This window comes from Cytobacillus depressus (assembly GCF_008923245.1).
Classification (GTDB): Bacteria; Bacillota; Bacilli; order Bacillales; family Cytobacillaceae; genus Cytobacillus; species Cytobacillus depressus.
The window spans coordinates 341198-354386 of sequence record NZ_WBOS01000003.1; the positions used below are offsets into that span (position 1 = coordinate 341198).

Below are 13189 nucleotides of genomic sequence, written 5' to 3' on the forward strand. Positions count from 1 at the left end.
TAACATCACGGCTAATTATTAGTACTATTCAATTTCCTGCCTACTATCATTCACTTCCAAATGATTTTGCATTTCCGTTTTTAATTCTTCAAGCGCTTTTTGATCCAACTGATAATAATAAGCGCCGCCATTCATATAAGAATCGCTTCCTTCTAATGTTAAACTATCAATGGAAATCCGATTTTTAATCCCGAATTCAGCTAAATACTTGATTTCGTTAAAGGTTAAATTTGTTTTCATATTGGAGCCGACCGCTTCGAATAGATCATCCAATTTTGATAGGGATTTCAAAGAGGCAGCTTTTTGGATTACTGCTTTTATGACTTGCTGTTGGCGTTTGCCGCGTTCAATATCATTGTCAATATGTCGTGTTCGGGCAAAGGCTAGTGCCTCTTCACCATTTAATGTTTGAAGTCCTGGTTGAAGAGTAATCGCTCCGGCCCGGTCTTGGGAATCCTGCTCAGTAATGGTAAAAGGAACATCCACTTCAATGCCGCCTAATGCATCAATCACTTCTAAGAAAGCATGGAAGTTGACGCGTACATAATAGTCAACCGGAATATCTAATAATTCCTCCACCGTTTCAATTGTCGCTTTCGGACCGCCAAACGCATGGGCGTGATTAATTCTCGTATTGTACCCAACCTCAGGGATATAAACGTAAGAATCCCTCGGAATACTAAGGAGCTTTGCGGTATGATCATTTTGATTCACCGTGACGAGCAAAAGAGCATCAGAGCGTGACGTATCCCCGAATCCTCTTTTTTCGCTGTCATCCACCCCGATCACGAGCATAGAGAAGTGATCCTTTTCAATTTTGACAGCGTCATTTCTTATCGGTGATTTTTCTCTTCCTTCAATTTCTTCATAGGAACCGGCAACGGATTTTTTGAATTGGCTATATAAATGTGTGCCAAATGCTGCTGTCGCAAAGCCGAGCACAATAATCGGCAAAACGATAAACAGGGCAATGCGTTTCCGGCGCTTTTTCTTTCTTTCAACCTTTATCTTCTGCAGTCTATTATGCATATTTTAGCTCCTCAAATATAATTTCTCGCAGATTAACGGGCTATAAGACCCTAACTGCAGGAATATTTAGCAATAAAAAATCAAAAATAGTGGGTCAACAGCCCGTAAAAGCCCGATCGGTTCAACTAACAATCAGTGAAAACCATACTGATTGAAGTTTCACTTTATATCATTCTATCAGTTTCGACAATTTGCCTCAAAATTTGATCATTCCTATTCTACTATTTTTTTAATTTGAAGGAAAGTGGAACGATACATCAAAATCGCTAGAATGAATACAAACGAATGAATTCGACTAAGGATCATATTAATTTGTCAAAATATCTTCATTAAATTGTCAAAACTCCATACAAAATGTATTTCGAAATTGTTTGATTAATAGAAAAGGAAGTCTTAATCTTTATATAAGATAGTTAGATAAAAATGGAAGACGAGGTATATCCTATGAAAAAACCATTTTTCAAAGTCGTTTCCGTATTGAGCTCAGCATTTATTTTAGGAATGGGTGTGTCTCAGCCCGCAATGGGACAAGCATTTACGAAAAGCGGCAGCGTCGTTGCCCCTGTGAACAAGCAGTTAGAACGGCAAACTGAAAAAGAGCAGGTGCCTTTATTAAGTGATGAGGTTTTAGTCGTCAAGTACAAAACACCATTAAGTCAGTCAGAATTGCAAAGATCGGGCCTTGTGCTCATGAATCATTTTCCTTCTTTGAAAACCGCTGTTGTGAAGCTGAAGGACAAGAAGAAAATGGATACGGTTATTCGTTCGTTAAGTAAGCAGGACCATGTTGTGAGCATTCATCCAAGTGCTCGCTACAAGACGCTTGGCTCCGGAGATCCGAAGGCAGCGGAGCAATATTACTTGCAAATGCTTAATATGGACAAGGCTCACTCTTTAGCTGGTAAAAACAAGGTGAGAATTGCTGTCATCGACCAAGGAATTGATATGGATCATCCAGAATTAAAGGGGAAGCTTTTGCCGAGCTATAATGCAGTGAACCCGATGAGTGCGGGAATGGCAGACTTTCATGGGACACACGTAGCCGGAATCATCGCCTCAGAAAAAGGGAACGGAATTGGCGGTTACGGGATCAATCCGAATGCGGAAATTTTGCCAATCGATGTATTTGATCGCAGCTACTGGGCATCCGATTATGCCCTCGCCCAAGGAATTCTTCATGCGATTGAAAAGAAAGCGAAGGTTATTAATTTAAGCTTAGGCGGCCCTTATCCGTCGCAATTAATTAAGGACGCTGTGAAAAAAGCGGTCGATCAAGGAATTGTCGTTGTCGCTGCGGCGGGAAATACCGGTGACGAAACGCTAAGCTACCCAGCTTCCTTTGAAGGCGTTATAAGTGTCGGAAATATTGATGAGAAGAAAAAGAGAGCGTTCGATTCATCTTACGGACCAGCCATTGATTTAGTGGCGCCGGGTGAAAATATTTATAACGCAATCTATGAGTTTGAAAAGAAATCGAGCTTTAGGAAGATGAGCGGCACATCGATGGCCTCTCCAATTGTCGCAGGAACTGCTTCCTTACTATTATCCAAAAATCCTTCTTTAAAGCCGGCGGAGATAGAATATATATTAAAGCATTCGGCAGATGATCTAGGTCCGAAGGGATACGATATCGAGTACGGCTACGGATTGGTGAATCCAGTGAAGGCACTGCAATTTGATCCGAAAAAAATCCCCGATTACATTAGAAATGGGAATTTTGCCCGTGATAAAGCAATCGAGAAAGCAGAGCTCATTGATGTTCAGAGTAAAAAAACTATCACTTCTGAATTGACGAAGCCACAGCAGGAAAATTGGGTGAAGATTCAAGTGAAGGCTGGCCAAACATTGCAGCTGCAATTATCTGGCGGGGACCAATTTGATTATAAGCTCGTCGGAAAATGGCTGAATAGTAAAAAGGAAGGCTTTGAGTTAAATGAAGTTAGGCACGGCCTGCCAGAAGGATCGGTACTTCATATTGAGGAAGACGGTGTTTTAGCGCTGGGAGTGATGGATGTTCATGGCCAATACGATGACACTGGAAACAAGAAATCTACTTACGGATTAAGCATCACTTTAACAGATAAAGTGCCGCAAGAGGAATCAAGTATAACAAATCCGACCGTTATCTCGACCCTGCCGGCAAAAATAACAGACCATACGTTATTTGCTCCAAATGGTGAAAAGGATGAAGATTATTACTCATTGAAGGTAACAGAACCCCAAACAGTAAAGATTTCCATTGGCGGTTTACCTGGTGTGGATTCTTCTATCAAGGTGTACCAAAAAATGAGCGCTACCGAGCTCCCGGCTGACATGCAACCATCCGACTCTTTAGTTCCGATCAAATATGAGAATCGGAAAGGAAAAAGTGAAGGGGAAACATTATTATTTGCAGCCGAGCCAAATGTTGAATACGTCGTACAGATCTCCAATCAGCCAGACTTTGTTTTCGGCTACTATGAATTTTTTATGGATCCGAGCTTAATAGATAATCAGCAAAAACCAAAGTCATCGCTAGATCCATATGAATTACGAGTAGAGGGCTTTGTTTTACCAGAGGATGAGGACCAATTCTCGATGGGAGCTTTCCTTGGCGGGGAGCAATCAGGCCTTGCGATCGAGCAAAAAATGATGGATCCGGTCCAATCTTATTTGGAAATGGAACGAAACTATACAGAGATGATTAAATCCATCGCCATTCCGGTTTCTTCTGGAATTACTAGCGGTTACTTGCAAGTAGAGGGAGATCAGGATTGGTATCAAGTAGTGGCGGAAGCAGATGGACTATATAAGCTTGATCTATCGAAAGGCGCTTTAAAGCCTGCTGTTGAAGTTTCGCAAATCATGACCGAAAAAGTGAAGGATGAGGAATATGAATATTTCTCCTATATCGGTAATAATCATGACTGGTGGACTTGGAAGGTAAAGGATGAAATCTATTTATCACTGGAAAAGGGAAAGACCTATTATATTAGAATAGAAGCAGATTATTGGAATAATAGCGGAATTAGCGTGGACCCATATCAATTTGAGCTAAAGAAAATAGCTGATATTAAGAAAGACTCCTATGAGCCAAATGATACTTATGAAGAAGCGAAGGATATTAATACTACGAGAATCACTGCTAATTTCGGCAAGGCCAATGATACAGATATTTATTATTTTAAAGCGAAGGAATCAGCTGTCTACGGATTGTCGGTGAATCCGCTTGAAGTGACAAAACAGCTAAAAGACCAATACCCTGAAAGTGTGCTGCAGCCATTTAATAGTTTCGCTGTCATCTACGAGGATAAAAATAAAAACCGCAAACTAGATGAGGAAGAAATGGAAACTGCTCAATACTTTCAAAAAGGGATTTATTTAGGCAAAACATTTGGTTCCTTTAAAGCGAAGAAAGATGCGCATTACTTCATAGCTGTCTCAGGCTTCTTCCAAAGTAATACGAATTTTTCACTACGACCATATGAACTCACAGTTCAGCCGATCGTATCTAAGGATGAAGATCCGTATAATACAGGTGTCAGTCTGAATAAGATTAAGCCGATGAAAATGACCAAGGAGTCGAATACGAAATTTGCAGTAAAAGGATATTTCAATCCTGTCGACTACGGAGATGAAGATTGGTATGCATTCACGATGCCGAAGAACGGCAAGGCTTCAATTACACTAGAAGTTCCGAAAGAAATTGACGGGCAAATTGAAATCTATCAAAATGGCAAGCTCCTAAAGAAAGCAGATTACTATCCGGAAGGAGATGCCGAAGTCCTTCATATGAACCTCAACAAAGGCGAATATTGGATTAAGCTAAAAGAAGCATACAACCAAACATCAATTGAGCCATACAAATTAATAGTCCAAATACAATAGGATGATTATTGAAGGAAGAATCTGAGTGATTCTTCCTTTTTCTATGAATATAGTTAGATTTTTAAAATCCCGCCAAATTCCTCCGCAAAATGTGATACAATATGACAGAATATACTAAAAGAGGATGTTCAAAAAGTCCGGGAAAAATAGCTTTCGAATTTCTGCTAATCTAGCTCCAGTGCCTAGCCCCGACGTCATAAGCCATCTTACTTCGTGGCTAAAGATCGAGCCACTACGTAAGCCGTCTTATGCTTGTCGGACTTGCACAGGATGTGCCGACATCGACGTTCGCCACAGGACGTGGCGGTCTTTAGTTGATGTTCCTTTCCAAGGCACTTCCGCCTTTTGAAGTCAGCTTGCTTCTCCGCACTTTACGTATTAAAACCATACGTTCCGGTGCTCGAAGACTTCGCTTTCTTGAACTTCTCGGCTCTTTTTGTCCTCCTTTTTGAACACACACTAATAGATTGCAGGGGGAATCAGGGCAACAATGTTTAAAAAAGTACGTTATCAAGTTTGTATTCTAGTCGCCGTGTGTATTATGGTCATTTCGATGGGCGGTAAAGGGCTTGCAGCAACATTTAAGGATGTCCCTGATAAATATTCATCGGAAATCTATTATTTAGTCGATCGCCAAATTATTACCGGTTACCCTGATGGCACCTTCAAGCCAAAGGCCAACGTGACAAGAGACGAGGCCATCACGATGGTGGGCAGGGCAATTAAATTAAATGGCGAAAAGCGCGCAACTTCATTCAAGGATGTAAAAGTTGATTCCTATGCATCAGGTTATATTCAATCCGCTGTTGAAAGAGGAATTCTTTCTGCAGAAGCCAACTTCAGACCGAAGGATAAGATGACTAGGGGAGAAATGGCTCTATGGCTGGAAAAGGCATTTCAATTAACGGAAACGAGCAATACCTTTTTCTCAGACATTCCGACAAGTGGATCGTTACAGCAAGCTATTGATCGGATTGTAACAGAAGGAATTGCCAATGGTTATCCAGATGGCACATTTAAGCCGAATAATGCGATTACTCGTGAAGAGTTCTCACTACTAATTGCTAGAGCAATTGACCCAGCTTTCCGGGTTTCTTCTAACTTAACACCGAGTGGAAAACGAGTGGTAACAGCAGATAGCTTGAATGTCCGAAGCGGCCCTGGCACAGATTACGCTGTATTAGGAGCCCTTCCATTAGGCACAACTCTAACAATCTACTATGCCAGTGGTGATTGGGTATATATGAGCTATGGAAATCTGACAGGATTTGTTCATAGAGCTTATTTAAAAGACCCAAGCCAAGCCGCAAAAAGAGTCATTGCCATTGATGCGGGCCATGGCGGCAAAGATCCTGGTGCAATGGGAAATGGGTTACAGGAGAAAGAAATAACTTTATCTATCGCTTTAAAGGTGCAGAAAATTTTGGAGCAAAAAGGCGTTCAAGTGGTCATGACACGTAAAGACGATACATATTTAACATTAGATGAACGTGTGAATGTAGCGACAAGAGCAAATGCAGACACATTCGTAAGTATCCATGTCAATAGCAATACAAGCAGCTCGCCGAGTGGAACGGAAACTTACTTCAGTACTGCAGCCGTAAGCCGTGCGGAACAGAGTAAGCAGCTTGCTACTTTTATCCAGAACAGACTGTATCAAGCACTTGGCACAGCAAACCGAGGCGTGAAAAATGCTAATTTCTACGTGATATACCAAAATCCACTACCTTCTGTTCTTATTGAAACTGGATTTATCTCGAATGCAGCTGAAGCGAAAAAGCTAGGTTCAGATCAATATCGAAATTTAGCAGCAGAGGCTATTTCTCTAGGGATACTAGATTACTATAATTGGAAAGAAAAGTAAAAACGGGCATCTGTCCGTTTTTCTTAATATATGGAAAGGATTTTATTTTATGAAGAAACATACTTTAATTGCCTTCGTCCTTTTCTTATTCCTTTTCCCTTTCAAAGTAGACGGAGAGGAGTTAACAGAAAGAGTCATTGTTACCTTCAATGAACAAGTCGATCAGCAGATTGTTGAAAAATATGCCTTAGATGTGCATTATGTATTTGCTAACTTATCGGCTGTGTCTATGACAATCGCAGACTCGCAAAAACAAGCGCTATTAGCTGAAAATAAGATTAAGAGAGTAGAAGACGACTCCAAGGTTCAAACAAATGGTCAAATCGTCGATTGGAGCTATGAAAAAGTTCAGGCTCAGAAATCCAAATCTCTAGGATTGACGGGGAAGGGAGTCAAAATCGGCATTATTGATACGGGGGTCAGCACCAGTCATCCGGACTTAAAGGTAGCTGGGGGCGTATCCTTTGTCGAGAGTTCACCTTTCTACAACGATGATGAGGGGCATGGGACACATGTTGCTGGAATTATCGCTGCCCTTGATAACGAAATTGGGTCAGTCGGACTGGCCCCTGATGCTGAAATATATGCAATCAAGACATTGAATTCATATGGTGAAGGTAATCAATCCGATGTTATAGCAGGAATTGAGTGGGCTATTCAGCATAGAATGGATATTGTGAATTTAAGCTTTACAGCTCCTGAAGGTTCACTTTTATTAAATGAAGCGATTAGAAAGGCTTACAACAGCGGAATGATTCTTGTTGCTGCGTCGGGGAATTCGGTGCAGCCGCTGACGGTAGGCACAGATGTGTTATTCCCTGCCCGCTATCCGGAAGTCATTGCTGTTGGAGCCATCGGCGATAATAATGAATTAACCGCTTTTTCTTACTTTGGGAAAGGGTTAGAATTTGTTGCTCCAGGTATGAGAGTGTACAGCACATATAATGGATACGTGGATGGCGTGTTTAGAGAATATGCCTATATGAGCGGGACGTCTATGGCTGCTCCCTTTGTAACAGGAGTTGCTGCTTTATATAAGGAAGCCTATCCGACTTTAAGTAATCACAACATTCGCTTGCTTATGCAGCAATCTGCTCTAGATTTGGGGGAGCCTGGGAGAGACAATTTGTACGGCTATGGATTAGTTCAGGCGCTTGATACGCTCGAAAAGTCTGAAGTTACATTTCCCGATATAGCCAAAACGGCTTATTATAAAGAAGAAATTGCATACTTATTAGAACACGAAATCATTACAGGCTACCCGGATGGAAGGTTTTATCCGAATGCAGCGGTTACACGTGCGGAAGCCATTACGATGATCGGTAAGGCATTAGGGATGGCGGGGGAGATTCAGCCAACGAGCTTTTCGGATGTACCGAAGGGAAATTTCGCTTCAGGCTATATCCGCAATGCAGCCGACGCTCAGATTGTTACGGGCTTTCCAGATGGTACATTTAAACCGAAAGCAGCGATTATTCGCGGAGATGTAGCGGTTATGTTACAAAAAGCATTTGGCTATGACCCTGGGTTAGAAAGTGCGTTTACGGATGTAGAGGCAGCTAAATATTACTCTCCTGCAGTCAACTCGCTCAAAGCGGAAAGAATAACGACAGGTTATCCGGATGGAACATATAAGCCGACAATAAACATTACACGTGCGGATTTTTCTGTATTGCTGGCTCGAGCTTTAGATGAGAGCTTTAAATAAAAAATGGTTAAATGATAAATGTTGTCGGTTTCATTTTACTGGTGCTGGTAATTATTCCGTACATCAAGGACAAGTTCTGCTGACAACTAATTTGACATAAAAAGAAAGAAGCGCATAGACGGTATGCGCTTCTTTCTTTTTATGTATTATTCACTCAGCACTCTTCTTGCACCCGCATAGCGCTTGCCCCAATAGTATGGATCATTTAATGAATCGATGCGAATTCCATGTGAGGTAGTAGATGAAATGAACTTGTTGCTTCCTATATATATACCTGAATGAGACACGTTTGATTTGGGTGTGTTTTTGAAGTAGACGATATCACCAGGTTGTAAATCTTCTTTTTTAACTGCTTTACCCGCAGTTGCCTGATCAGCTGATCTGCGTGGCAAGGAAATATCAAACTTTTTAAATATGAAAAGGACGAATCCAGAGCAATCAAATCCAGCTGATGTTGTTCCACCGTATTTATATGGTGTCTTTAAATAGTCTTGTGATATTTTAACGAGACTGGCTCGTGTGTTTTCTTGAGCTTGTCCATTCGGAACAGCGAAACTAAGCAGCGCGCAAAGAGCAATAAATGTGCAAACGATCTTTTTCTTCATCATTCTCCTCCAGTTGCTATAATTCGACCAAATTTTCTAAATTTATTGTAACATGATTTCTACAAAACTTATTTTACAACTGTGTAACAAAATGATCTCTAATTAGTGGAACATAGTAATATTTCCGCATATTTAACATAGAATACTAAGGTTTGAGTTAAAAAAGCCGAAATAATACGGATAGTAGACAAAAAAGTCGTAAATTACAGCCTGCATTACAATGTAATTACGATATAATTACAATTGTTTCCTGTTGAAAAAACATGAAATTGAGGTAAAATTAGATTCGGAAGGGAATTAAATCATATTTTACAAGAATTTTAGTTATGTTTACACAAAAAAGTTGACGCACCAGAATATGTCACTTATACTAGGTCTTGTATTGTAAATTTAATTTCTGTAACTAAACTAGCTTTTGATTATATACATACAAACGAGTAAGGCTAAACATATTAGATACTTATTCTAGTAGACATCCAAGCTAGTAAATAAAAATAGTTAATTATATTTAGGGAGGAATATTGACTTATGGCTAACCAATCTTCAAAGCACCGTAAGTTTTTAGCAACATCATTAACAGCTGCAATGGTAGCATCTGCAGTTGCACCAACAGCTGGTTTCGCAGCTGAAGCAAAAAGTTTCAAAGACGTTCCAGCTGATCACTGGGCAAAAGCATCAATCGACTATTTAGTAGGTAAAGGTGCGATCGATGGCCGTCCAGGTGGGACTTTCGATCTTAAATCAGACATCACTCGTGGTGAAGCTGCTAAGATCCTTTCTATCACTCTAGGTCTTAAAATCGATGACGAAGCAAAGGCTAGCTTCAAAGATGCAGCTGACCACTGGGCTTCTAAATACATCGCTGCTCTTCAAACTCAAAAAGAAGGCGTAATTAACGGTTACGACAAAGATACTTTCAAGCCAAACGCTAAAATCACTCGTCAAGAAATGGCGAAAATGGTTGTTACAGCTTACGGTTTAAAACTTAACGAAAATGCTGACGTGTCTTTCACTGACAACAACGGATGGGGCGCTGAGTTCGTAAACATCTTAGCTAGCCTTGGAGTTGTTGAAGGAGTTGCTGCAGGCAAATTCTCACCAAACGAACTGTAACTCGTGCACAAACTCCAGTGTTTGTACACCGTGCGGAAGTTGAAGAAGTACGTAAGGAAGTTCCTGTTAAGAATGTTGCACCTAGTGTTGTTAGTGTAAGTGCAATTAACGGAGGACAATTATTAGTTAAATTCAGTACTGAGGTTGATAAAACTTCAGCTCAAACAGAAAGTAATTATGCTCTATCTGATGGTAAAACAGTATCTACTGCCACTCTTTTAGATGATAAGAAATCAGTTCGCCTAACTTTAAATAATGCTTTTGATAATAAAGCTGCATACAAAGTTGCTGTAACTGTTCAAAACGTAATTATTGATGGTACTGTTGATACAAAATTCCCTGTATTTACTCAAGTAATTACAGTAGAAGATAAAGTAAATGCTGAAATTTCAAGTGTAAAAGCTGTTACAAAAGATGATTCAACAAAAGAAGTTGAAGTTAAGTTCTCTGAACCAGTTCAAACTGGTGCAGCATACAAAATCAATGGTGTAAGTGTAAGTAATGCTGTATTAAATCCGGCTGGAACTACTCTTACTCTAACTGCTGCTAGCAATTTAGAAACTGGAAAAACATATAAAATTGAAGCAATTAACCTAACTGATAAGTCAGGTAACGTTAATTCAGTAGCAACAAAAGAGTTTACAGTAACAAAAGATGCTGTAGCTCCAGTTGTTCAATCTGTTGTAGCACATGGAGATAATGCTCTATTAGTTACATTCAGTAAAGATATGAAGAATGATGCTGCAGCATTAGCAAACTTAAAAGCTAATATTAAGGTAAAAAGTGATGTTTATGAGGATGTAACAGTTGGTAGTGTAACACAACTTGATGGGGATTCAGAAACTCAATTTGTTGTTCAATTACAAAAAACAGGAGCAAATTCCGCAGCTGGTTTATTCTCATCTTCTAAAACATCTCATAATGTAACAGTATTATTTGTTAATGATGCTATTGAAGACTACTTAGGGAATAAATTGGTAGGAATTTCTAAATCTGCAACTCTAACAAAAGACACTGTTGCGCCTGAAGTAACAGGTATTACTTATAAAAAGAATTCAGCTGGTAAAGTAACAGCTCTTGTAGTGAACTTTAGTGAAGGTGTAAAAGCTAATGCTTCATTAGCGTTCCCAGCTAACGTTGTAAATGAAAATGGTGTTGTTGTAACTTCAGCATCAGTATTTGGAACTATTGGTAATGCTAACGTTGCTGAGGGAGCTAAAAAGGCTACATTTGCTATCACTAGCGGTACTGAGAAAGAAGTTACAGGAAAGTACTCATTTACACTTACTACAGGATTTGTAAAAGATTCTTCTATTGCTGAAAATGAATCAAAAGCATATTCTGCAGTTGTTGATTTTGGATCAAGTCAGACTTCAGGTGATTACACAGTTACTAGCGCATCAACAACTACTACTAACGTGATCACTGTTAAATTCCCAGAAGCAGTAAAAGGTGGAGCTGTAACAGGTTCTGCAACAGATCCTTCTCGTTACACAATTAACGGAAGCTCATTACCTTCTGGTACAACTATTACTTTAAATGCAGAAGGTTCTCCAACTGCTACTGATAAAGCACAAACAATTGCTACAATCACAGTACCAGATGGAACAATGAATGCAACAGATGGAGCTGCAATTTTCACAGTTAATGGTGTTCAAACTTTAACTGGAAAAACAAACAAGCCATTTACAACAACTGTTTCAGTTACTGATAATATTAAACCAGAACTAAAAAGCGCTAAAGTGTTAGACAATAAAACTATTGAATTAACATATAATGAAGATATGGTTACTTTAAATGGTGCTTTCGTAGGTGATGAGTTTACTATTTATCAAGGATCATCTGCTGTAACTCTTGCAGATGCTGAATTAGTTGCTACTAGTGTATCTGGATTCCCTGCTAAAATTAAAATTGTAGTTACTAAAGGTGCTGATTCAGCAGGTGCTGCAGCTTCAACATTTGCAACAGCTACTAATTTAACTAAAGGAACAAATACAGGAACTGGTAACGTAACAGTTCTAGGTACATTTACTGGAACAGCTAATGAGACTGTAACTGTTAAGAAGACTGCTACTGGTTATACTGTAGATGGTACTAATGATGTTGTACTAACTGGTTCAACATTCACATATAAAGGCTTAACATTTAGTGTTGCTGACGCTGATGCAAATGGAGTAGCTACTAATGATACATTTACTGTAAGTCTAACAGCATATGTTGCAGCAACTTCTACTACAACTCTTGATTTAACTAAATCATTATCAGTTGAAACAAAAGTACCTGCTGCAGGTGGAACAACTGCTGATGTATTAGACAAAGCTAATAATAAACAAAAAGCTTCTGTTAAAGTCGACGTAGCTAAGTAATCTTTTATGATGGTGTTCTAAACACTATGAGAGATTGATAGACATAATGTCTTACTTGGAAAGCTCTGTGGAGAGGAATCTCTGCGGGGCTTTTCTTTTTGGTATTTTAGAATTGAAAAGAAAAGCAGAAATCTTGGAGCCTGACCCTCATTAGGGTAAAATACTAAAGTGTAGGAGAATTTTCATTATTGGTTTCTCATTCATATAGAAATTCAAGGTGAGAGAAATCCTCGTTTTCAAAGAGAATGTTTTATTATTATTATCGAATTTTTGATAAAAATAACAAAGATATTGTTGCCATCTGATTATTAACTGATTCCTCTAAAAAATTCCGGCGCCTAATATGTATATTCATTAATCCTATGAAACAATCATAAAATATGAATATTATCTGTATAAAAATATCGATCAAAATGAAAAGGGCTTGCTTAATTCTAGTATTCCCTTTGCCATCGATATATTAGCCGCTAACTATGTGAAAGAGGCAAAGAATGATGATATGAAGCGTTATCGATTCAAGCGCGTATTAATCCGTCTTCTTTTACAACGAAATAATGATCCCCGAGAAGATTTATGCATCTATTTGTCTACACTAATCTACTTCATGACTATTTATTGCAAAAACTAAGAAATGAAA

The 13189-nt window shown here is 39.2% G+C and carries 7 protein-coding genes; 5 read left to right on the plus strand and 2 right to left on the minus strand.

From position 1 onward, the window contains the following. Nucleotides 1–24 precede the first annotated feature (24 nt). The gene (locus F7731_RS10370; RefSeq protein WP_151534705.1) at nucleotides 25–1029 is read right to left on the minus strand and encodes an LCP family protein; all 1005 of its coding nucleotides are present in this window, start codon (nucleotides 1027–1029) and stop codon (nucleotides 25–27) included. Between the two features lie 444 nt (nucleotides 1030–1473). On the opposite strand from F7731_RS10370, the gene F7731_RS10375 reads away from it, so the two are divergent. From F7731_RS10375 to F7731_RS10385, 3 genes are all read left to right on the plus strand, one after another. Further along, the gene (locus F7731_RS10375) at nucleotides 1474–4896 is read left to right on the plus strand and encodes a S8 family peptidase (RefSeq protein WP_170289678.1); all 3423 of its coding nucleotides are present in this window, start codon (nucleotides 1474–1476) and stop codon (nucleotides 4894–4896) included. Nucleotides 4897–5386: 490 nt separating this feature from the next. Next, nucleotides 5387–6760, plus strand: coding sequence for an N-acetylmuramoyl-L-alanine amidase (locus tag F7731_RS10380; RefSeq protein WP_151534707.1), 1374 nt, complete (start codon nucleotides 5387–5389; stop codon nucleotides 6758–6760). Nucleotides 6761–6809: 49 nt separating this feature from the next. Further along, nucleotides 6810–8468 (plus strand): S8 family peptidase, encoded by a 1659-nt coding sequence (locus F7731_RS10385; protein WP_151534708.1) that lies wholly within the window; start codon nucleotides 6810–6812, stop codon nucleotides 8466–8468. Nucleotides 8469–8614: 146 nt separating this feature from the next. Here the strand turns inward: F7731_RS10385 and F7731_RS10390 are convergent, their stop codons facing one another. Next, a complete protein-coding gene (locus F7731_RS10390) occupies nucleotides 8615–9073 on the minus strand; it encodes a C40 family peptidase (protein WP_170289679.1) in 459 nt (152 codons plus the stop codon). A 528-nt stretch (nucleotides 9074–9601) separates the two neighbouring features. On the opposite strand from F7731_RS10390, the gene F7731_RS10395 reads away from it, so the two are divergent. Beyond that, on the plus strand, nucleotides 9602–10186 hold the full coding sequence (locus tag F7731_RS10395) for an S-layer homology domain-containing protein (protein ID WP_151534710.1): 585 nt from the start codon (nucleotides 9602–9604) through the stop codon (nucleotides 10184–10186). Nucleotides 10187–10203: 17 nt separating this feature from the next. Beyond that, nucleotides 10204–12552, plus strand: a complete 2349-nt coding sequence (locus F7731_RS10400) for a hypothetical protein (protein WP_151534711.1) — start codon at nucleotides 10204–10206, stop codon at nucleotides 12550–12552. The last annotated feature ends 637 nt before the right edge of the window (nucleotides 12553–13189 follow it).